The sequence below is a fragment of the Allomuricauda sp. ANG21 genome, assembly GCF_040705235.1.
GTDB classification, from domain to species: Bacteria; Bacteroidota; Bacteroidia; order Flavobacteriales; family Flavobacteriaceae; genus Flagellimonas; species Flagellimonas marina.
The window spans coordinates 307,175-330,231 of sequence record NZ_JBFCVT010000002.1 but is presented as its reverse complement, the minus strand read 5'-3'; the positions used below and the strand labels follow the sequence as shown (position 1 = coordinate 330,231).

Annotated in this window: 20 protein-coding genes; 11 read left to right on the top strand and 9 right to left on the bottom strand. The window is 42.1% G+C overall.

What is annotated here, in order from left to right:
• Positions 1-30: 30 nt before the first annotated feature.
• On the bottom strand, positions 31-621 hold the full coding sequence (locus AB1A65_RS03860; protein WP_366585821.1) for a riboflavin synthase: 591 nt from the start codon (positions 619-621) through the stop codon (positions 31-33).
• A gap of 58 nt (positions 622-679) precedes the next feature.
• Here AB1A65_RS03860 and pdxA point away from each other — a divergent pair, with 58 nt between their 5' ends.
• The 7 genes from pdxA to AB1A65_RS03825 all read left to right on the top strand — a co-directional run bounded on the left by pdxA (position 680) and on the right by AB1A65_RS03825 (position 6,874).
• Positions 680-1,732 (top strand): 4-hydroxythreonine-4-phosphate dehydrogenase PdxA, encoded by a 1,053-nt coding sequence (gene pdxA / locus AB1A65_RS03855; protein ID WP_366585819.1) that lies wholly within the window; start codon positions 680-682, stop codon positions 1,730-1,732.
• Between the two features lie 113 nt (positions 1,733-1,845).
• Positions 1,846-2,376 carry a DUF177 domain-containing protein gene (locus tag AB1A65_RS03850; RefSeq protein ID WP_366585817.1) on the top strand — a complete coding sequence of 177 codons (531 nt, stop codon included), beginning with the start codon at positions 1,846-1,848 and terminating at the stop codon, positions 2,374-2,376.
• A 7-nt stretch (positions 2,377-2,383) separates the two neighbouring features.
• Positions 2,384-2,584: a 50S ribosomal protein L32 gene (gene rpmF / locus AB1A65_RS03845; protein ID WP_207096090.1), complete on the top strand. Its 201-nt coding sequence runs from the start codon at positions 2,384-2,386 to the stop codon at positions 2,582-2,584.
• A gap of 175 nt (positions 2,585-2,759) precedes the next feature.
• On the top strand, positions 2,760-3,758 hold the full coding sequence (locus tag AB1A65_RS03840) for a beta-ketoacyl-ACP synthase III (RefSeq protein ID WP_366585815.1): 999 nt from the start codon (positions 2,760-2,762) through the stop codon (positions 3,756-3,758).
• A 25-nt stretch (positions 3,759-3,783) separates the two neighbouring features.
• The gene (accB, locus tag AB1A65_RS03835) at positions 3,784-4,278 is read left to right on the top strand and encodes an acetyl-CoA carboxylase biotin carboxyl carrier protein (protein ID WP_366585813.1); all 495 of its coding nucleotides are present in this window, start codon (positions 3,784-3,786) and stop codon (positions 4,276-4,278) included.
• Between the two features lie 89 nt (positions 4,279-4,367).
• Complete coding sequence (gene accC / locus AB1A65_RS03830) at positions 4,368-5,720, top strand: acetyl-CoA carboxylase biotin carboxylase subunit (protein ID WP_366585811.1); 1,353 nt, start codon at positions 4,368-4,370, stop codon at positions 5,718-5,720.
• A 35-nt stretch (positions 5,721-5,755) separates the two neighbouring features.
• The gene (locus tag AB1A65_RS03825; RefSeq protein WP_366585809.1) at positions 5,756-6,874 is read left to right on the top strand and encodes an FAD-dependent oxidoreductase; all 1,119 of its coding nucleotides are present in this window, start codon (positions 5,756-5,758) and stop codon (positions 6,872-6,874) included.
• Between the two features lie 70 nt (positions 6,875-6,944).
• On the opposite strand, the gene AB1A65_RS03820 is transcribed toward AB1A65_RS03825, so the two are convergent.
• From AB1A65_RS03820 to AB1A65_RS03795, 6 genes are all read right to left on the bottom strand, one after another.
• Complete coding sequence (locus AB1A65_RS03820; protein ID WP_366585807.1) at positions 6,945-7,607, bottom strand: ABC transporter ATP-binding protein; 663 nt, start codon at positions 7,605-7,607, stop codon at positions 6,945-6,947.
• A 7-nt stretch (positions 7,608-7,614) separates the two neighbouring features.
• Positions 7,615-10,014, bottom strand: a complete 2,400-nt coding sequence (locus AB1A65_RS03815; RefSeq protein ID WP_366585805.1) for an FtsX-like permease family protein — start codon at positions 10,012-10,014, stop codon at positions 7,615-7,617.
• 22 nt (positions 10,015-10,036) lie between these two features.
• Positions 10,037-12,469, bottom strand: coding sequence for an ABC transporter permease (locus AB1A65_RS03810; protein WP_366585803.1), 2,433 nt, complete (start codon positions 12,467-12,469; stop codon positions 10,037-10,039).
• Positions 12,470-12,510: 41 nt separating this feature from the next.
• Positions 12,511-13,206: an ABC transporter ATP-binding protein gene (locus AB1A65_RS03805; protein ID WP_366585802.1), complete on the bottom strand. Its 696-nt coding sequence runs from the start codon at positions 13,204-13,206 to the stop codon at positions 12,511-12,513.
• Positions 13,207-13,271: 65 nt separating this feature from the next.
• A complete protein-coding gene (locus AB1A65_RS03800) occupies positions 13,272-14,522 on the bottom strand; it encodes an efflux RND transporter periplasmic adaptor subunit (RefSeq protein ID WP_366585800.1) in 1,251 nt (416 codons plus the stop codon).
• A gap of 8 nt (positions 14,523-14,530) precedes the next feature.
• Entirely contained in the window at positions 14,531-15,874 is a 1,344-nt protein-coding gene (locus AB1A65_RS03795) for a TolC family protein (protein ID WP_366585798.1), read from the bottom strand.
• A 201-nt stretch (positions 15,875-16,075) separates the two neighbouring features.
• Here AB1A65_RS03795 and AB1A65_RS03790 point away from each other — a divergent pair, with 201 nt between their 5' ends.
• From AB1A65_RS03790 to AB1A65_RS03780, 3 genes are read left to right on the top strand one after another with little or no spacing between them, the layout of a single operon-like run.
• Positions 16,076-17,440, top strand: coding sequence for a sigma-54 dependent transcriptional regulator (locus AB1A65_RS03790; protein ID WP_366585796.1), 1,365 nt, complete (start codon positions 16,076-16,078; stop codon positions 17,438-17,440).
• The gene (locus AB1A65_RS03785; protein ID WP_366585794.1) at positions 17,440-18,792 is read left to right on the top strand and encodes an ATP-binding protein; all 1,353 of its coding nucleotides are present in this window, start codon (positions 17,440-17,442) and stop codon (positions 18,790-18,792) included. Before AB1A65_RS03790 ends, AB1A65_RS03785 begins: the two co-directional genes overlap by 1 nt.
• Before the next feature lie 15 nt (positions 18,793-18,807).
• A complete protein-coding gene (locus AB1A65_RS03780; protein WP_366585792.1) occupies positions 18,808-19,257 on the top strand; it encodes a 3-oxoacyl-ACP synthase in 450 nt (149 codons plus the stop codon).
• A 2-nt stretch (positions 19,258-19,259) separates the two neighbouring features.
• Here AB1A65_RS03780 and arfB read toward each other — a convergent pair whose 3' ends face one another.
• Positions 19,260-19,664 carry an alternative ribosome rescue aminoacyl-tRNA hydrolase ArfB gene (gene arfB, locus AB1A65_RS03775; protein WP_366585790.1) on the bottom strand — a complete coding sequence of 135 codons (405 nt, stop codon included), beginning with the start codon at positions 19,662-19,664 and terminating at the stop codon, positions 19,260-19,262.
• Between the two features lie 50 nt (positions 19,665-19,714).
• On the bottom strand, positions 19,715-20,494 hold the full coding sequence (locus AB1A65_RS03770; protein ID WP_366585788.1) for a LytTR family DNA-binding domain-containing protein: 780 nt from the start codon (positions 20,492-20,494) through the stop codon (positions 19,715-19,717).
• A 368-nt stretch (positions 20,495-20,862) separates the two neighbouring features.
• Between AB1A65_RS03770 and AB1A65_RS03765 the strand changes: the two genes are divergently transcribed.
• The gene (locus AB1A65_RS03765) at positions 20,863-22,953 is read left to right on the top strand and encodes a hypothetical protein (RefSeq protein ID WP_366585786.1); all 2,091 of its coding nucleotides are present in this window, start codon (positions 20,863-20,865) and stop codon (positions 22,951-22,953) included.
• The last annotated feature ends 104 nt before the right edge of the window (positions 22,954-23,057 follow it).

Sequence of the window (23,057 nt, the reverse complement as noted above, 5' to 3'; positions counted from 1 at the left end):
GGTTTTCATGCGAGGATTAAGGCCGGATAATCAGTTTCGTAATTCCATTAATCGGGCCACATACTTGCCCACCACATCAAACTCAAGATTGACCACAGTACCCACTTTATAGGTATGGAAACGGGTGTGCTCATACGTATACGGTATAATGGCCACACTAAAGCTGTCTTTTTTGGAATCGACCACGGTAAGGCTTACTCCATCCACGGTGATGGAGCCCTTTTCAATGGTAATATTGTTCAGTTTGGAATCATATTGAAAAGTGAAAAACCAGCTTCCATCCTTTTCTTCAATAGAAGTGCAAACTGCAGTTTGGTCCACATGGCCTTGCACAATATGGCCGTCCAAACGGGCACCCAAAAGCATAGCACGTTCCAAATTCACTACATCTCCAACGGCTAAAGCACCTAAACTGGTCTTGTTCAAGGTTTCTTCAATGGCGGTGACGGTATACAAGTCACCTTCAATGGAAACCACGGTTAGGCATACCCCGTTGTGGGACACACTTTGATCAATTTTCAATTCTTGGGTGATGCCGGAAGAAACGGTAATGTGCAAATTTCCACCTTCTTTTTGGAGCTTTTCAACTTTCCCCAAAGTCTCTATAATACCTGTGAACATGAATGTTATTAATTGACTAGCTTTGTAGTGCAAAAGTAGCTATATCAGCATTGATTCTATGAAAGAAACGCAAAAATTAAAGCTTGGGATTTCCATCGGGGATATTAATGGCATAGGGTGTGAAGTGGCACTCAAGACGTTTGAAGATGCCAGAATGTTGGATTTCTGCACTCCCGTCATTTTTGCTTCGAACAAGACCATCTCCCAGCAAAAATCGGATTTGGGAATCGATATTACCTTTAATGGTGTGCGGGATGCCTCCCAAGCCGTAGAGGGAAAAATCAATATTGTAAATGTTTGGAAGGAAGTTCCCAACATTGAATATGGAAAAGCGACTGAAGAAGGTGGAAAATATGCCATTAAATCGTTACGAGCGGCCGTTAAAGCGTTAAAAGAAGAAAAGATTGATGTGTTGGTTACGGCACCCATCAACAAGAACAACATACAGGCCGATGATTTTAAATTTCCGGGCCATACCGACTTTTTGGCCCAAGAGCTCAAAGGTGAAAGCCTCATGTTTATGGTGGCGGATACCCTTCGGGTAGGATTGTTGACGGATCATATCGCGGTAAAAGATGTAGCCCAGGCCATTACCCCAAAATTGATTCGGCATAAAGTAATGACCATGGAAAAGTCCCTCAAAATGGATTTTGGTATTCGCAGGCCCAAGATTGCACTGTTGGGCATAAATCCACACAGTGGAGACAATGGTACTATTGGTGAGGAAGACGATAAAATCATGAAGCCGGCGATTGAGGAAATGTTCAATAAAGGAACTTTAGTGTATGGCCCGTACTCTGCGGATAGTTTCTTTGGCTCCAACACACATGCCCAGTTTGATGCGATTTTAGCAGCGTACCACGATCAAGGTCTAATTCCGTTCAAGACCCTTTCCTTTGGAAAAGGGGTGAATTACACTGCCGGACTGGAACGGATTCGCACCTCCCCGGACCACGGCACCGCCTATGAAATTGCAGGAAAAGGAAAGGCAGATGAAAGTTCCTTTAAAGAAGCCGTCTTTATGGCAATTAAAGTCTTTAGGAACCGTTCTGAGTATATAGAATTGAACAAAAATCCATTGCAAAAACAAAAGACAAAGAGAGCCAGTTAAAAACTTGTGCTTGGATTTGATATTTGTTAGCTTTGGAATTGCAGTTTTGCAAATAAGTAGTATCTTTGCACCCGCCTTTACAGGCTGGTACACAAACCCTAAGTGTAGAAACGATGAAGCTGAAGGAGTTTTATATCCCTTTTTCAGGATTGAAGTTGGGAAAACATGAATTTGTGTACGAGATTGACAATGCGTTCTTTGAATCTTTTGAATACCAAGAATTTAACGGAGCATCCGTTCAAGTGACCGCCGTTTTGGAAAAAATGAGCACCATGATGGAACTTGAAGTGGAAGCAAAGGGCACGGTAAATGTGGACTGTGATCTAACAGGGGAGCCGTATGATCAACCCATCAGTTCAGATTTACAATTGGTAATCAAGTTTGGGGAAGAATACAATGATGAGGATGATGAAATCCTTATTATTCCCCATGGCGAACACCAATTCAACATTGCACAGTATGTCTATGAGATGTTGGTGTTGGCCGTTCCACAAAAACGGGTTCACCCTGGAGTTGAAGATGGAACATTGAAGTCGGATATCTTGGACAAGTTGGAGGAATTACAACCAAAAGAGGAAAAGAAACCATCAGAAAAAACAGATCCCAGATGGGATGATTTAAAAAAGTTACTAACGGACAAATAGGTTTATAATGGCACATCCTAAAAGAAAAACATCAAAGACCAGAAGGGACAAAAGAAGAACCCACTACAAAGCTGTGGCCCCTACCATCGCCAAGGATTCAACTACCGGTGAAATGCACCTGTACCACAGAGCGCATTGGCATGAAGGCAAATTGTACTACAGAGGCCAAGTTTTAATTGACAAGACCGAAGAAGAGACTGCGGCCTAACCGCAACCTTCTCATACTAAACCAACTCCCGTTATTCTGCAACGGGAGTTTTTTTATGGACCCATATTCTGATTTAAAAACGAACCCGTTTTGACGAAAAAGTCATATAAAATGACTAATTTTCACCGCTTTTGGGTCAAATTTCAATGTTTTTGACAAAAAAAGAGACGCTAAAATGAAAAAAACAACAGCGGCAATCACAGCTGTAGGTGGATATGTTCCAGATTTCGTTCTTTCCAACAAAGTACTGGAAACCATGGTAGATACCAATGATGAATGGATCACTACCCGGACCGGAATCAAAGAACGAAGAATCTTAAAGAAAGAAAACGCCGGAACCTCATATATGGCCATAAAGGCCGCAGAGGATTTAATCCAAAAAAGCGGGGTAGACCCTTCTGAAATTGATTTTGTGTTGGTGGCCACGGCCACACCAGACCTTCCAGTTGCATCTACTGCGGCTTATGTGGCTTCACAAATTGGTGCGGTGAACGCATTTGCCTACGATCTTCAAGCAGCGTGCTCCAGCTTTTTGTATGGCATGTCAACGGCAGCCAGTTACATTGAATCTGGAAGATATAAGAAAGTTTTGGTGATTGGTGCGGATAAAATGTCATCCATTTTAGACTATACCGATCGTACCACATGTATCATTTTTGGCGATGGCGCAGGAGCTGCACTTTTTGAACCCAATGAAGAGGGTTTGGGCCTACAGGATGAATACCTGCGATCGGATGGTATTGGACGACAGTTTTTAAAGATTGATGCAGGAGGCTCCATTTTGCCCGCATCAGAAGAAACCGTAAAGAACAAACAACATTATGTGTATCAAGACGGTAAATCTGTTTTCAAATTTGCCGTTTCAAATATGGCTGATGTATCCGCATTGATCATGGAACGAAACAATCTTACGCATGAGGATGTACAGTGGTTGGTACCACATCAAGCCAATAAACGGATTATTGATGCCACCGCTAACAGAATGGGCGTGGCTCCTGAAAAGGTAATGATCAATATAGATCGGTACGGAAATACAACATCCGCTACCTTGCCCTTGTTGTTATTTGATTATGAAAAACAACTCAAGAAAGGGGATAATTTAATTTTTGCCGCCTTTGGCGGAGGGTTTACGTGGGGTTCCATATATTTAAAATGGGCCTATAATTCAAAATAGCACACTACTAACTAAATTATATTCCATGGACATTAAGGAAATTCAAAGTTTGATCAAGTTTGTCGCCAAATCTGGCGCCAGCGAGGTGAAATTGGAGATGGAAGACCTCAAGATCACAATCCGCACGGGAAGCACTAGCAGTGGCTCCCCAGAAACAACAATTGTACAGCAGATTCCTGTACCCCAAGCACAGTCTGCTCCTCCAGCTGCACATGCTCCAGCTGCCCAAGAAGCTGCAGCACCTAAGGCTGAATCAGCACCAAAATCGGAAGAATCTAAATATATTACCATTAAATCGCCAATTATTGGAACTTTCTACAGAAAGCCTTCCCCAGACAAACCAGCGTTTGTTGAGGTTGGAACCAATGTTAGCAAAGGCGATGTTCTTTGTGTGATCGAAGCCATGAAACTCTTCAACGATATTGAATCTGAAGTTTCCGGTAAAATTGTAAAAGTTTTGGTTGAAGACTCCTCTCCGGTTGAATTTGACCAACCTTTGTTTTTGGTAGACCCATCATAGATAATTTTAAATGCTAAATTTTAAGTGACTAGTTATTAGTTATTTAAAACCATTTAAAATTTAGAATCCAAAATTTAAAATTGTATTCTATGTTTAAAAAGATATTAATTGCAAATAGGGGCGAGATTGCACTTCGTATTATACGAACCTGCAAGGAAATGGGCATTAAGACCGTGGCCGTTTATTCTAAAGCCGATGAGGAAAGTCTTCATGTTCGATTTGCGGATGAAGCTGTTTGTATCGGTCCAGCGCCCAGTCATGAATCCTATTTAAAGATACCCAACATCATTGCTGCGGCAGAGATTACCAATGCCGATGGTATACACCCTGGTTATGGTTTTCTTTCTGAAAATGCCAAGTTTTCCAAAATTTGTGCAGAACATGATATCAAATTTATTGGTGCATCGGGCGAACAGATTGAGAAAATGGGTGACAAGGCCACAGCTAAGGAAACGATGAAGAAAGCAGGTGTTCCCACAGTTCCCGGTTCGGATGGGTTGCTGAAAGATGTTGATCATGCCAGAAAAGAAGCCAAGAAAATGGGATATCCCGTTATGATCAAGGCTACCGCTGGAGGTGGAGGAAAAGGAATGCGCGCTATTTGGTCGGAGGATGAAATGGAAAAGAATTTTGAAAGCGCAGTGAAGGAAGCCACTGCTGCTTTTGGAAATGGTGGAATGTACATGGAAAAACTCATTGAAGAGCCAAGACATATTGAAATCCAAGTAGTGGGGGACCAATATGGGAAGGCTTGCCACCTATCTGAAAGAGACTGTTCTGTTCAACGTAGACACCAAAAATTGACGGAAGAAACCCCATCACCTTTTATGACGGACAAGCTCCGTGACGATATGGGTAAAGCAGCGGTAAAAGCCGCTGAATATATCAAATATGAAGGAGCGGGAACCGTGGAGTTTTTGGTTGATAAGCACCGAAACTTCTACTTCATGGAGATGAACACCCGTATTCAGGTGGAGCATCCCATTACCGAACAAGTGGTGGATTACGATTTGATTCGTGAGCAAATTTTGGTGGCCGGTGGTGTGCCGATTTCCGGAAAGAATTACTATCCGAAGTTGCACTCCATCGAATGTCGAATCAATGCGGAGGACCCATATAACGAATTTAGACCTTCTCCGGGTAAGATTACAACACTTCATACGCCTGGTGGACACGGGGTACGTTTGGACACACACGTGTACAGCGGCTACATGATTCCGCCGAACTATGACTCCATGATTGCCAAGTTGATTACCACTGCCCAAACCCGGGAAGAGGCCATCAACAAAATGAGAAGGGCACTGGATGAGTTTGTGATTGAAGGTGTAAAGACCACAATTCCGTTCCACAGACAATTAATGGACCACCCCGATTATTTGGCAGGGAATTACACCACCAAATTTATGGAAGGGTTTAAAATGGATCCTAAATATCAAGATTAAAATAGACCCCGATTCTCATCGGGGTTTTTTATGCTATGGAACTAAGCTATTGGGAATATAAGACTTGGCTGTCCCAAGTGGACTTCACCGTAATCGGAAGCGGTTTGGTAGGGCTCAATTGTGCGCTTCGGTTAAAAGAACAGTATCCCCAAAGCAAAATTTTGGTCTTGGAAAGAGGAAGTCTTCCGCAGGGCGCCAGCACCAAAAATGCAGGATTTGCCTGTTTTGGAAGCATTTCTGAACTCGTTTCCGATCTAAATTCCCATTCTGAAGGAGAGGTTGTTCAACTGGTTCAAAAAAGGTATTCAGGAATCCAATTGTTGCGTAAACTTTTGGGCGATAAAACCATTGGTTTTGAACAACACGGAGGGCATGAGCTTTTCTTGAAAAAAAAACCTGAATTGTTCGAGACCTGTTTGAATCGGATGGATGATTTAAACGAATTGTTACTACCGATTTTTGGAGACGCTCCTTTCGTAGAGACGAAAAACCTATTTGGGTTTGGGAAGATTCAAGAGCAATACATCACCCATCAATTTGAAGGACAGTTGGACACCGGCAAGATGATGCAAGCGTTACTCCAAAAATGTTATGATGCTCATATTCCCATTTTAAATGGAGTAGAGGTTAGGGAAATTCAGGAAACAGGAGCAAAAGCTCATATCATTGCAGACGGTTTTGAATTTGATTCCAAACAGGTTTTTGTAGCCACCAACGGATTTGCCTCAAAATTGTTGAAATCTGAAGCGGTGAAACCGGCCAGGGCTCAAGTATTGGTAACACAACCCATTAAAAATCTTCACATAAAAGGAACCTTTCATTTTGATCAAGGCTATTACTATTTCAGAAATATTAATGACCAGATTTTGTTTGGCGGTGGCCGGAACTTGGATATAAAAACGGAAGAAACCATAGACTTTGGAGAGACCAAAATCATTCAAAATTCTTTGGAAAAATTGCTCAGCGAGGTGATTTTACCAGACCAAACGATAGAAATAGACCGCAGGTGGAGTGGTATTATGGGCGTAGGCAGCCAAAAATCACCGATTGTAAAGCAAATTTCCAATTCCGTGTATTGTGGTGTCCGTCTCGGCGGAATGGGAGTAGCCCTCGGCAGTTTAGTGGGCCAAGAACTTGCCGATTTGGCCAAATAAGTTCAAATCCAAGTTCAAGACCAAGCACAAAATATTGATACTTGAGTTTGAACTTGATGCTTGAGTTTGATTATATCATTCTCCCATCCAATAAATTGATGATTCGAGAGCCGTATTCTGCGTTCTTTTCGGAATGCGTGACTTGGATTATGGTTACCCCTTCATCATTTAGTTCCTTGAACAACTCCATAATTTCTTCTCCTTGTTTAGAATTCAGGTTTCCGGTAGGCTCATCCGCTAAAATGAGCTTGGGGTTGGATATCAAGGCCCGTGCAACGCCTACCAATTGTTGTTGTCCACCACTTAATTGGGCTGGGAAAAGGTCTTTTTTGCCCACAATGTTGAATCTGTCCAACATGTCGGCCACCTTGGCTTTACGCTCGGAGCCTTTGAGTTTTTTGTAGAGCAGAGGCATTTCTAAATTTTCCTTTACAGTAAGTTCATCCAGTAAATGATAGGATTGGAACACAAAACCGATGTATTCCTTGTATAAGTTGGCGCGGTACTTTTCTTTTAAGGAATGTACTGGCTCATCCAAAAATTGATATTCGCCCTCGTCAAACGTATCCAGCATACCAATGACATTGAGCAAGGTCGATTTTCCAGAACCGGATGGTCCCATAATGGAAATAAATTCTCCCTCTTGAACTTGGAGATTGATGTCCTTTAAAAGAAACACCCGTTGGCCGCCAGAGTTGACCCACTTAAAAAGGTTGTTGAGTTGTAGTAGCATTTTTTAACTATTCTGTCCGTAAACTTTTTACTGGATTGGCCCTTGCCGCTCGTATCGCCTGAAAACTCACGGTAACCACCGTAATCAACAAGGCTCCAATCATGGCCAAGGCAAAAATCCACCATTTAAGGATTACCCGATAGGGATATTCCTGTAACCAACCGTTCATCACATAGTAGGCGATGGGGACTGCTATAAAACAAGAGATAATAACGAGTTTTAAAAAATCCTTGGAAAGCATGTTCCATACATTGAATACGGTTGCGCCAAGAACTTTTCGCACTCCAATTTCCTTGGTACGCTGTTCGGCCACGAACGAGGTGAGGCCAAATAGCCCCAAACAACTTATTATGATGGCCAAAGCCGTAAAAATTCCCGATAATTGCCCTATACGTTCTTCAGCCGCAAACTTCTCACCGTATTCCGAGTCCACAAAATCGTAATGAAACGGAACATCGGGGAAATGCTCTTTGAAGACACGTTCTATTACAGCTAAATTTTGACTTGCACTTTGCCTAGGGTTAAGTCTAAGATTATAATACGATGCATTGTCATATCTATCAAACGCGTAAATAGCTTGTTTTACAGGTTCATAAGGGGACTGGGCTATCATATCTTCAACAACGCCAATAACTTTAAGGGGCTCACTCGGATTTTCCTTATCGGTATCCCTGAACAACATACCAACAGGATTTTCAATACCCAAGTATTTTACGGCAGTTTCATTGAGTAGAATGGCACTGGAATCTGATGGAAATTCCCTAGAAAAATCTCGTCCTTCCACAATTTTAAGGTTAAGGGATTTTGCGTATTCTGGAGAGACTTCCGTCCAGGCAAAATCTTCTTGAAACCCTTCTGCTTTACCTTCCCAGGTCCAACCACTTCTATTGGACCAAATGTTGGTTGTGGGGCTACTGGAAGAGGACATCTCAACCACCGCTCCAGAATTTAGGAATTCCGTGCGCATCAATTCATATTTACCATAAAACTCTGGGCTCATGGTTGGAAGCTGTACCAGTCCTTCCTTATCATATCCAACGGGACGGTTTTTGGCATGGTTGATTTGCTGCATCACAATGACGGTGCCAATGATAAAAGCCACTGAAACTGTAAACTGCAGTACCACCAATGCCTTTCGGGCCAAACCAGAATGCTTCCCAGCCTGGAAAGTGCCTTTAAGTACATCAACAGGTCTAAAGGAGGATAGGTATAATGCAGGATAACTACCGGCCAACAGTGCGGTTAGCAGAATAAATACTAAAGATGTCAACCAAAATGTAGGGTTCGTCCATGGAAATGCTATTTCCTTTCGAGCGAGTTCGTTAAAACCGCCCAAAGAAAGTACCACAATCAAAAGGGCGATGACAAAAGCCAACACAACCACCAAAAAGGATTCTCCCAAGAATTGATTGATCAATTGCCCTCTATGGGACCCGATTGATTTTCTAATTCCAACTTCCTTGGCTCTCTTCTCGGAGCGTGCCGTACTCAGATTCATAAAGTTGATGCACGCCAAGAGCAATACAAAAATGCCTATGATACCAAACAACCATACATATTTGATCCGTCCCCCAACTTGTTTTCCGTTTTCAAAACGGTTGCGCAAATACCAGTCTTCCATGGGCAATAGAAAAAGCTGCGGGTTGAATTCAACAGTATCCTCGTTCAGGTTCTTTTTTACATCTTTTATAGTAGATGTAACACTCTCCATTGTAGTGTTGTCCGCGATCTGAACAAACATTTGAAAGGAATTGTTCCCCCACTGCGTCTCAGCATTTTTGATCCATTCATTTACAGCAACATATTTATCCCAAGGCATTAAAAATTTTACATCCTTAAAGGAAGTGTTATAAGGAATGTCCTCATATACCGCGGTGACCATCATATCATATTGCCCGTTGATCTTAATTGACTTTCCAATAGGGTCTTCATTGCCAAACAAGGCGTTTGCTGTTGAAGCAGAAAGCATAATAGAGTTGATTTCCCGAAGCCCATCCTTTTCTCCTTTAAGGATGTTAAGGTCGAATAGTTCGGGAGCTCCCCGCTGCATAAAGTTACCTTCTCTGGAAATGCTTGTCTCCTTGTATTTTAAATATTGGGAATTGTTCCAAGAAGACATCACCAAATGCTCAAAATTGTCCATATAGCCATCTCGAAATGCTTTTTCCAAAGGACGCGGAAGGGCGGGGCCAGTTCCGGTCTCACCGTTAAAGGTCTGCGACTGGAAAACTTGGGCAATCTTATTTTTTTTGGTAAAATAATTGTTGTGGGACAACTCATCCTGTATCCACAGCCCAATAATCAAGGCTACGGCCATGCCAAGGGCCAGTCCCCCTACATTGATGATGGTATAAGCCTTATTTTTGGTAAGGTTCCTCCATGCGATTTTAAAATAATTCTTAATCATGATGGTTTGTTTTGATGATGATTTATTCGGTTCTAAGGCTTTTCACGGGATTTACCACAGCAGCCTTAATGCTTTGGTACCCCACAGTCAATATAGCTACGCCAACTGCCAAAAGAGCGGCCAGAACAAACACCCACCAACCTATTTCAATTCGGTATGAAAAGTCCTCCAGCCACTTATTCATAGCAAACCAACCAATGGGCATTGAAATAAGAATGGCAATACCCACCATTTTAAGGAAATCTGTGGTGAGCCTGAAGGTAATCTGACCGACCGTGGCCCCAAGTACCTTACGAACCCCAATTTCTTTTGTACGCTTTTGTGCATTGAAAGCCGCCAGGCCAAAGAGACCTAAACAAGCAATTAAGATGGAGAGGATGGTGAACACCACAAATATTTTCCCCAGACGTTGCTCCGCATCATAGGTTGAATTGAAAGAGTCGTCCATGAAGTTGTAGCTAAAGGGCTGTCCGGGAGCGAACTTGTTCCAAATACCCTCAATATTTGCCAGTGTGGAAGCAAAATCCCCAGGGTTCATTTTTATGGCCAACATTCCAGAGGTCCCACTAAAAAACAGACCTAAGGAAGCAATATTTTCACGTAGCGACTCATAATGAAAGTTTTTGACCACTCCGATTATGGTGTTGAACTGGGGGGTTTCCGATTCTGCCTCCTGGGAGATTCGCATGCCCAATGCCTCCTGGGGACTTACGCCAAGAACTTTAAGGGTTGCCTCGTTGACAATCACTGCAGTGGTATCCGTAGCAAAGTCATTGTTGAAGTTTCTTCCGGCAATCAATTCCATGTTCATGGTAGGGACATAATCTTCATCAACATACCAAGTTTGCATTTGAAGCGCATTTTCTTGACTTCTTGAGCCTTCAGGAAAAAAGGAACTGTTGGAACGGGATGATGGGGTTGGGAAGAAAAAGCTCAACGTTGAGCTTTCCACCTGACTTAGATTTGTAATCTCTTCTTTAAAAGCCTGTGTTTGGTCTCCAACGGCAAAAACATCATCAACCAATACGATTTGATCTTTGGTAAAACCAAGGTCTTTGTTTTGAATAAACTGTAGTTGTTGATATACCACGATGGTGCCCACAATCAAAAAGACAGAAATTGCAAATTGGAATACTACCAAGGCATTTCTAATGGTGCCTCCCCCCACATCACCCTGGGTATCTCCCTTCAAGGTCTTAACAGGGACGAATCGAGATAAAAAGAAGGCGGGATAGCTACCTGAAAAAAGACCCAACAACACAGTGCCCATCAAAAGCAAGGCCCAGAAAAATGGACTGGAATAGGGTATAGCAATTGATTTTCCGGAAAGGTCATTGAACAATGGGAGAACCAAAATGGTCACTATCAACGCCAACACCAATGATATAAACGAAATCAATCCAGACTCCATAAGAAATTGGCGGATCAAATCTATTTTTTTGGAACCCAACGTTTTTCTAACCCCAACTTCTTTTGCCCTTTTTAAGGACTGGGCCGTGGATAGGTTCATGAAATTGACACTGGCCAATACAATTAAGAACAACCCAATGAAAGATAGAATATATACATTTTGGATACTGCTATTGGCACTCATTTCTGCATCACGATGGGAATAGAGATGAATATCGGTGAGCGGTTTGGTATAGAAGTTAACATAGTTGCCAGATGCTATAAAGGATTCTTTGGTCATCCCCGGGAAGTATTGCTGTGCCCATGGAAATATATAATCGTCCACAATACCGTTCAACGGCCTCTCAAATTCCTGAACGTTGGCCGAGGGAATCAATTTAACAAATGTAAAATAGTTGTTGCTGCCCCAATTCGGGTCCCGGGAATCTGCATAACCAGACATTGCCATAAAGACAGAATGTTCACGCAAAAAGGAATTCTTTGGCAAATCATCAATGACTCCAGTTACAGTGTAGGTGTCCGTGTTGTTCAACAACATACTTTGGCCTAAGGCATTTTGCACGCCAAAGTGTTTTTCTGCGGCTGTTTTGGTAAGTACTAGGGTATTGGGCTCATTTAGGGCCGTTCTTTTGTCCCCTACCAGAAGTTTTATGCCAAAAAAATCAAAGAAAGTAGAGTCCACAAAGGTTACCCTGAGTTCTTTTGCATTGGTTTCGGTGTCTGTTTTTCGAAGTAGCAGACTACCTCTATCACGGAACCGAATGGTAGATTCCACTTGTGGAAAATCCCGTTGCATGGTAGCGGCCATGGGTGCGGCTGCTTCTGCCGATCTCATTTCGGCACCACCAAATTTAATATCACTGTCAATTCTATAAATTCGTTCTGCATCAGCGAACATTTTGTCATAGCTCAATTCATCATAAATAAATAGAGCAATCAATATTGCTGAAGCAATGCCAATGGCCAACCCAAAGGTATTGAGGAATGTAAAAAAGGGCTGCTTTTTTAAACTCCTCCAAGCTATTTTAATGTTGTTTTTGAACATGGTGATTGATTGTTTTTTGATTGCGATTGATGAATAAACTCCTAGATCATAGCGCCCATGGGTTTGTTTTGACTCTCGGTCACAATTTGTCCGTCAAACAGGTTGATGACCCTGTGTGCGTAGTGCGAATCACGGTCGGAGTGCGTTACCATTACAATTGTAGTTCCCTCTTGGTTGAGCTCTGTCAACAAATTCATGACCTCTATTCCATTTTTGGAATCCAAGTTTCCCGTGGGCTCATCCGCCAAAATCAGTTTTGGATTGGTTACTACCGCTCTTGCAATGGCTACCCTTTGTTGCTGACCTCCTGAAAGTTGTTGTGGAAAATGCTTTTCGCGATGAGCAATTTTCATACGCTCCAAAACGGCCTGCACTTTTTCCTTCCGTTCAGACTTGTTCATTTTTAAATAGATCAAGGGAAGTTCCACATTTTCAAAGACGGTAAGCTCGTCGATGAGGTTAAAGCTTTGGAAAACGAAACCTAGATTCCCCTTTCTAAGTTGGGTACGCTGACTCTCTTTCAGACCTTCCACTTTGTGGCCTGCAAACTGATAACTTCCCTCGGTTGGGTTGTCCAGCATTCCAATGATGTTGAGCAGTGTGGATTTTCCGCATCCAGATGGCCCCATGATGGCCACAAACTCACCATCGGCCACCTTAAGGTTCACCCCATTGAGGGCAAGTGTTTCCACTTCTTCAGTTCGGAAGCTTTTCTTTAGATTTTGGATCTGTATCATTTTTATGGTTGTTTTAGCTGTTGTTATATAGACTTATTTTATTCCTGTACTGTTACGGTTCTGGACTATTTTAACACAATTCGTTCTGCGGTGCCAAAACTGTCATAGTTGCTTGTAATCACCTGTTCGCCAGGCTGAAGCCCTTCGAGGACCTCATAATATCTTGAATTTTGTTTGCCCAAACGGATATTCCGTTTGATGGCTTCATCTCCATTTGGATTTACCACAAACACCCATTGTCCGCCTGTACTTTGGAAAAAGCCACCTTTTGGCAATAATAAAGCATCACTGGATTCTCCCAATTGGAGCCGTATGCTATAACTCTGTCCGGCGCGGATGGTCTCCGGTTTTTCATCGGCAAAAACAAGGTCAACCTTAAAGCGACCGTTTCGAACTTCTGGGTATACTTTTCGCACTCGAAGGGTGTACTCTTTTTCATTTCGCTCCAAGATGGCGGAAAGATCCCGCTTTACTCGGTCAATGTAATGCTCATCTATTTCGGCCTCTATTTTAAAATCGGTAAGCACATTAATTTGACCAATGCGCTCTCCTTGTGAAATGCTCTGGCCAATTTCTGCATCCAAAAATCCCAATTGTCCATCAGCAGGGGCCCGAACATTCAGGTGATCCAATCGCTCATACACCATGGAAAGCGTTTTTTGCATCCGCTCCAGATCAGCATCCAATCCGGTCAACGAGGTTTTGCGCAACTCGTCATCCTGCTCGGTCTGTAGTTTAACAATGTCATATTGCTTTTTGGCCAACTCATAATTTTCTTTGGAGAGGAGATAGGTCTCTTTGGAAATCAATTCGTCCTGGTACAGTTCCTCGTTCTGTTCGAAGTTTCGTTTTAGACGTTGCAAATCATATTCTGCAGTGGCCAAGTTTCTTCTGCCTTCAACCTGTCTGGAATCAAAGGTTAGCTTGGTGGACCTGAGGTCGTTCTGCTTCAGGGCCAAATTACTTTCACTGGCCAGAATCTGCTCGTAGAGCGCCATGTTCTCCAGTTTTAGGATGATATCACCCTTCTTGACCATGGAGCCTTCCTCAATCAATTTTTCAGAAACACGCCCGCCTTCATAAGCATCCATATAAATGGTGGCAATGGGCGCCACATTTCCGTTTATGGTTATGTAATCATCGAACTTTCCAGCACTTACCGCTGAAATTGAAAGTCGCTCCTTTTCTGTCCTAAACGTGGATACCGAACTACCAAAAATCAGCTTCAACCCCAAAAAGAGCAACAATACACCCAAAGCGATGTAACCGTAATGTTTTGGTTTAAGTCCTTTCTTTTTTTCTAATTGTATATCCATTGTTTTCTTTAGTTGATATTAAAAATGGGCAGGCCCTTGTAAAAATCAAGTGTGCTGTTGTTCACCCGCAATCGAAGTTGGGCCTGTAAATTTTGATTCTGCGCTGTTGCGAACAAGTTTTTCGACTGCCTGAGCTCAATGGCATTGATCATTCCTTTTTCGTAGCGTTTTTGTGCTATGGCAAAGGCAAGGCCCTGAGACTCCATTCCCTTTTGTGTTTGTATCGTCTCTGCCATCAAAGCTTCGTGCTCTTGCACCAATTGTTGAATGATTTGATATAACTCCTGCTCTGTGATTTTGGCGTTGTTCTTTGCTCTTTCCAGCGCTATTTTCTGTTGCTTCACTCTGGAACGGTTGGCCCATCCATTAAATACGGGAACATTTAAGGAAGCTCCAATAAATTTAAATGTGTTGTCACGTATTTGGTCTCTATAAGGAATGGTGGTGCCCAGTGAATCCCTGATCGTTTCAAAATATCCGGTACCGATACCACCCTGTAGGCTAATGGACGGATAGAGGCTCCCCCGTGCCGCGGACAGTTGTTTTTTGGCAGCTTTTACACGAAAATCTTGGGCTTTTACTGAGGGCATAAAATCTTTTGCCACTACAAATATGGAGTCCGAAATCATTTTTTCCGTCTCCTCAAAAGAACCTGTCGAAATAAGTTCAGGCTGTAATGTGATATCATTTTCGCCCTCAATATTCATGGCTTGCAACAAGGTGAGCTTTGCCGCCTTCAATCGGTTCTCATTCTGGGTCAATGTTAAACTGTCAGCGTAGAGCAGCGATTCGGCCTCATATAAATCTGCCCCTGCCATAACCCCGAGTTCTACTTGTTTTTTGACCAAATCGTAATTGGTCTGGGATATTTCTACCTGTTCCTTGGCAATATCAATAAGTCCTTGAATAAATTGGATATCATAATAAGCGGACATTACCCGAAAAGCCAATAAATATTTTTGCTGAAGACTTTCTTCCTGGGTTGCCTTGTATAAAAACTTGGAAGCCTTTATGCTATTTATTTTCTGAAACCCTTGAAAAACATCAAAAGACGATTGCAAGGAGTAATTGTTGGAGAAGAATTCAGTATTCACAAAACTGTTGTCCTCTGGGTTTATAGATCTACCAAAATTTATGTTATAGTCGGCAAACCCGTTTATTATGGGCAATAGGCTACGGACGGATTGGCGATACGATTCCTTGTTCGATGCAGTGTTCAGCTCAAAGTCATTGATTTGGAGGTTGTTTTTTACGGCATATGCCACGCACTCGTCCAAAGTCCAGACCTCTTGCGAAGATGCTAGGGCAGAGATAAAAAATAGTGTACTAAAAAGGTATGTTTTAAGGGTCATAGTATATTCCTGTGCCAAAGTAATGGCTATTCTTGTGCCAAAAAAATAATCTATTGATAATCAATAAATTATAATTTATTTGATGATGAGGACAAAACGAAGCTGTAAAATATTTATACAAAAAATGTCAAATTATTTTACACAGTGTAGGGTTGTATGCGTCCAATTTGTAGATTTAACTTCCTTTTTGAGCCAAAAGTGATGATAGATGCCAAAGTTTTAGTCATAGATGACAACAAAAGCGTGTTGAGTGCTTTGGAGATTTTGTTGCAGTTTGAATACAAAAGTGTCCAGGCTCTTTTCAACCCCAATCAGATTACTTCTTTTCCCAACATGCAGGATATTGATATTGTGCTGTTGGACATGAATTTTTCCGCGGGAGTGAACACGGGGAATGAAGGACTGTTTTGGTTGAATGAGATCAAAAAGAAGTCTCCCCATACCTCAGTAATTATGATGACCGCTTACGGTGCCGTGGATTTAGCGGTGACTGCACTAAAGCAAGGGGCCACTGATTTTGTCCTGAAACCTTGGAACAATGAACGATTAATGACGACGGTACGTTCTGCCTATGAGCTGCGAAAATCAAAATTAGAAATCCACAATCTTAAAAAGAAGGAGAGCAACTTAAAACAGGTCATCAACGAGGATAAGAACTTTATTATTGGGCAATCCAAAGCACTGACCTCTGTGTTGAACTTGGTGGCCAAGGTGGCCAAGACCGATGTGAATGTGTTGATCACAGGTGAAAATGGTACAGGAAAGGAGTTGATTGCACGGGAATTGCACCGATTGTCTTCCCGAAAAAATGAGGTGTTCATCAATGTGGATATGGGTTCCATTGCCGAAAATCTATTTGAAAGTGAATTGTTCGGTCATGTTAAAGGCTCTTTCACTGATGCCAAGGAAGATCGTGCCGGTAAATTTGAAGCGGCCCATCAAGGCACCTTGTTTTTGGATGAGATTGGAAATCTATCACTGCAAATGCAGGCCAAATTACTTTCTTCCATTCAAAATCGGTCGGTGGTACGTGTAGGGTCTAACAAGCCTGTCAATGTAGATATTCGGTTGATTTGCGCCACCAACTGCAACTTGGAACAAATGGTGGCCGATGGACTCTTCCGCGAGGATTTGTTGTATAGAATCAACACCATTCATATTGAAGTGCCACCGCTACGGGAGCGTGATGAGGATGTTTTGGTCTTGGCGGATTTCTTCCTGAAACGGTTCGCCCACAAATATGATAAGCCAGGATTACGCATCAACAATGTGGCCCAAGAAAAATTGATGGAATATGCTTGGCCCGGCAATATTCGGGAATTGCAACATACCATGGAACGAGCCGTAATTCTTTCGGATGGGAACGTGCTAAAACCTACAGATTTTCTACTTCATGCTAAGCCCATGCAGTCTTTTGGGGATGAGCCCAAGACCCTAAACGAGATGGAGCAGCAAATGATTTCCCGAGCATTGGACCAACATGACGGAAACTACAGTGCAGCCGCCGACCAACTGGGAATTTCTCGACAGACCCTCTATAATAAGTTGAAGAAAAAGAACGAGTAATGGCCAGCAGACATTTCTATATTCAGCTTCTCATCAGAGTACTTTTAATTACGCTAACAGCCCTTTTATTGGGGTTTTCGGTGGCCTACCAATGGTATTTGAGTTTGTTCTTTTCAATGATTGCTTTGGTGGCTCAAGTGTATTCACTCATTGTATTCATCAATAGGACCAACCGAAAGATTGCCTACTTTTTTGATGCCATCCGCAACGAGGATTTTACCCTGCGGTTTCCAGAACGGGTCTCCATAAAATCCTTTAAAGAGCTCAACCAAAGTCTCAATCGGGTGAATGGACTGATCCAAGAGGTACATCTGCAGCTGCAGATCAGAGAACAATACTATCAAGAAATTCTGAAGCAGGCCAGTATCGGCATAATGACCTATAATGAAAAGGGTCATATTTTGTTTTCCAACCCCACATTGGAAAAATTGTTGGACCACAGCCCGTTGAATCACATTAAACAACTCAATCAGGTGGATGGAAATCTGTATAAAATCTTTGAGTCGTTTGAACCTTTTGAGCGAAAGCTGTTTCAACTCTCCAACGAGCGGGAGCAAACCCAATTGGCCATAAAATCCACTCCGCTGATGCTGGATGGAAAATCACTTTTATTGGTGGTGGTACAGGATATCCATAAGGAATTGGATGAAAAGGAGACAGAATCGTGGGTGCGACTCATCCGGGTGTTGACCCATGAGATTATGAATACCATTACCCCGATTGCTTCTATTTCAGATTCCATTATCAAGTATTATCGGAACAATGGAAAAATTGTTCCACTGGAAGAATTGGAGGAAAGTCAAATTAAGAATACACTGAAAGGATTGGAGGTCATTAAGGAGCAAGGTGGCGATCTTATGGATTTCGTGCAATCCTATCGCAGTTTATTACATGTGCCAGAACCAAACAAAACCATTGTAAGTGCCAAGGAACTTTTGGGAAAAATGGAGGTTTTAATGTCCGCCCGATTGCATGATGGACAAACAGAGTTTTCCGTGGAATACGATCCCGAAGATTTGGAATTGTTCGTTGATGAAAAACTGATATCCCAAGTGCTTATCAATTTGGGCAAAAATGCGCTGCAAGCCGTCAGCGCTGTGGAAAAAGGTAAGGTTCTTATGGTGGCCGGCATTGAAAACAATGGTAAAAAATACATTGAAATTCGAGATAATGGCCCGGGAATTCCCCCAGAAATGATGGATGAAATTTTTGTGCCTTTTTTTACCACCAAAAGCGAAGGCACCGGAATTGGACTCAGTCTTTCCAAACGGGTGATGCAATTGCACGGTGGAGGCATACAAGTTCACTCTGTACCCAACCAAGAAACCGTTTTTCGACTTACTTTTGCGTGATGTATTACAATTAAAATGGGTAAAAAAGAGGAACTTCTACAATTTTGCTGGAACCAGGTCAATGTACGGACCGAACGCTTAAAAGAGGCCAATACCGCCCTACAGGAATCACTGGATTCTGAAACCAAGAACACGGCTGGGGACAAGCACGAGACTGGCAGGGCCATGGTGCAGTTGGAGCAGGAAAAACTCGCTCAACAAGTTCAAGAATTGGACCGTGTGAAAGGGATTCTCAAAAAAATTGACATTACAAAAAAGTCCACCAAAATTGGTTTGGGGAGTCTGGTGACCACAAGTTTGGCCAATTATTTTATCAGTGTTTCCTGCGGAACGTTTACACTGGAAGAAAAACCCGTTTACTGCATTTCCATGGAATCGCCGATTGCAAAATTGTTGGTGGGGAAAGAGGCTGGTGAGAATTTCGTTTTTAATGGAGCCACCCATTCGGTTTTGACGGTGGGTTGATACTAACCCACATCCGGCGGCTTACGGTTGGCCTTTTTTTCAGCAGCTTTCTTTTTGGTGTTCAATCGTTTTTCAATAGAAGATTTGGTCGGTTTTGTGGGCTTTCGTTTTTTGGGAACGGTAAGGGCTTTTCTCAACACCTCAAAAAACCGCTTGATTACCAAATCCTTGTTTTTGTGTTGACTTCGGGCTTCATCGCATTGCAAAATCAAGACGCCATCATTGGTAAGTCGGGTTCTTAGTTTTTGCAGGAGGCGTTCTTTTTCTACATCGGACAATCCTTCCGAAGCAGGCACATCAAAAGACAGTTCCACTTTAGAGGAAACCTTGTTCACGTTCTGCCCACCGGCACCGCTGCTTCGTACAGCTTTAAATTGTAATTCGCTATGGACTTGTTGCTTTTTCACCTTGAAGCCGCCTGTTGATGGTCTTCAAAGATACATGAAGCAATGGGGAATCAATGATGTCCTTGAAGCCATTGTTTGAAAACGACGGATTTTTCCCTGCCGATTACAACGGTCTTGGGAATGGGTTTATGAAGTTTAACTATGAGTTTTCCATACGAATCGTTTCTAAAACTTTCAATGGCATTGGCCTGAACGATAATTTGTCGGTTGGCCCTAAAAAATTGATCAGGACTCACTACTTTTTCTAATTCTTCCAACGTTTGGAAATCGGTTGTATAGGTCATATTCTCGTAGGTGGTCAAATAAATGAGTACGTCTTTCTCAAAGTAAGCGATATTCGTGGACGGCACAACAAGATTGGTTTTTCCCGAACAGACCACAAATCGTTCCTTGTACTGTTGTTGAGGAGAGTTGTAGGAAATAAAGCTAAAGTAGGACTGCAATTTTCGGTAATCAATGTTTTCATCAAGGCCGCGCTGCTTTTTAAACTTTTCTATGGTAAATCCAAGGTCGGCTTTGGTAACTGGCTTTTTTAGATAACCCAAACCGTTGTATTTAAAAGCATCCACTGCACGATCAGTACAATGTGAGGTGAAAATTATAGGGGTTTGTAAAGGTAAATTATCTAATAGGGCAAAGCTTTCCCCATCGTTGAGCTGAACATCCATAAACAGCAGATCGGGCTCTTCATTTTTCTTAAAATAGGCCAAACTGTTGTTGATGGAATCTAGAATTTTAATCACTTTGATCGAAGAATCCAATTCTCTGATCAATCGCTTCAAACGTTTAGCCGTTGAAGGTTCCTTTTCGATAATGATGGCCTTGGTCATGTAACATTGCAATGCATTACAATGATTAAATCGCTAAGAGTTAAATGATTCTATGCGAAACCCAAATTATGGAATAGCAAAGAATCCATTGTTCCGATAGAGAAACATTCTTTACCCTGAACAATAGGTGCTTATTAAAGTTAAAGGTAGGCGATAATAAAATCATGGCGATTTAATTTTAGAAAATATTTGCATTTAAAAAGTAGCGGTAAACCCTTCAATTTGAACTAAAAAGAACACTCCAAATTCAAATCAAAGCACTTCAATGAGGCTTTTTTGCACTTCGATTTAAATTCTAGCTGGATTTTGGAACACATTTCTAATTTTGGCGGGTTTTTTAAAAAATTCATTCATCAAATCAAAAAACAATGAGAAGAATAATAGTATTATTCCCAATGATCCTGTATGGTTTGTTGGGATGTGAGCAAGATGATTCAACTGCTGAACCCATCAGCTCACTCGAAGCAGACGCCGGAACCATTGAAGGGGTTCAGTATGTTGGAGAGGCCATCAATTTAGATGGTTCAAAATCCAAGGATACCAATGGTAAACCTTTCCAATTTTCATGGCGATTTAAGGAAGTGCCGACCGATAGTGAATCGGAACTCCAAAACAAGAATACGGCAAAACCAAGTTTTACCCCAGATATGGAAGGGGAGTATGTGGTTGAACTGAAAATTTACAATGAGACCTCTCACGACACTGATGAAATTACCATTTCCGTGGAAGAGCGCGACACCCAGCCTGGGGAAGAAACGGTGATTTTAGATGCGGACATTCTTGAAGACACCCATTTGGTCAATATTTTTGAAGATGACACCAAGATTGACTATTTGGTGACGGAGGATATCTCGGTAAGAGCGTTGTTGACCATTGACCCTTCGGTAACCATAGCATTTGAAGCAGGGAAAGGGATGTACATTGACAATCCTGGAACCATTAATGCCAATGGCACAGCTAACGGAGACATCGTTTTTACAGGAAAAACCAAGACATCGGGTTTTTGGACAGGATTGATTATCAACTCCAACAAGGACCAAAACCTTTTGCAATGGACAAGGGTGGAATATGCTGGAGGTTATAATGGCAGAGGTATGGACTTACCGGCTTCGGTGGCTTTGGACAATGAAAGTTTTTCCATCCTTACCATGTCCAATTCTACCATACATGCCAGTGCTGGCTACGGCTTGCTGGTTGAACCGGGAACCACTTGGAACGCGAATGTGGGCAATACATTTTCCAATAACCATAAACCAATGCTCATTGCGGCGTCCCAACTAAGCAAGATTGATGGGCTACAGGAATTCAAAAACAACAATATTAATGTGGTTGAGGTTATCGGTAACCGGGTAAATTCTACTGAGACTTCATTTTGGTCAAGTCCACAGACCGATTCCAGTCAGTTTACCAACAGCATCCCTTACTTTGTAAGAGGCACCATAGAAATCGCTTCGGAGGTGTACATTGCTGAAGGTACTAGGTTTGTAATGGGCCAAGATGCGGAAATCAATGTACTACCAACAGGTTCCTTAATGGCTGTAGGAACAGCTACCTATCCCATCTCCTTTTCGGAGCAGATTGAATCTGAAAGTGGTTTTTGGAGAGGGATTTCCATAACTTCTGACAGTCCCAAAAACGAGTTTAAATATGTGGAAATCTCTGGGGCAGGTAGCGAGGAAATGGAAGGCTTTACCCAAAAGGCAGCTGTTGCCTTGGAAGGTTCCACCAAAGCATCCTTAAAACTGACGAACTCCAAAATTTTAAGTAGTGGAGGACATGGTTTGTTCCTTGAAAACCATGCCCACTTAAATTCTTTGGGTTTTGTTCAGTTTAAGAACAACAAAAATTCAGCAATTTCCTTATCTGCCAACGCAGCGGAAATCATGAATCATGCGGATGCAGTTGAGTATTTGGAAAATGGGCATAATGGTGTAGAAATTTTTGAGTCTATCCTGTTAAAATTGGGAGGGTCAGAAACCGTGTGGCCCGCACTCCATTTTGGTGCCACCTATCTGGTCAGTGGGAACCTTGCCCTGCAATCTGGATTGAAATTGAGTCCAGGCACTGTGCTTCAAATGGCAGATAATGCAATGATCGGTGTTTTTGGCAATGCATATTTGCATGCGGTCGGCAATAATACATCTCAGATTACTTTTAGAGGCAAAAATGATGTTAAGGGTTCTTGGAACGGAATTCTTTTTCAGTCTGGCAGTGAATACAATGTGTTCAGCAATGTGAATATTAAAAATGCTGGAAAAACAGCAATGATGGGCGTAAACAAGGTAGCCAGTATTGGACTGGATGGGGATTATCTTGCCAACCTTTACATTGCTAATTGTATAATATCCAACGGGTTGGGTTATGGTATTGCAGTAGAAGACAATAGGGCCAACATAAATGACGATGCGGAAACTGCAAACCAATTTGAAGATTTAGACCTAGGCAACCTTTTTCAATAAGGTATAGTAGTTGTAGTACACTGGAACAGTAAAATAGACTGTTCAATCATGGCGATATTGGGATAAAATTTTTTGAAGTAACACGGATACTTTAAGTTTTATTC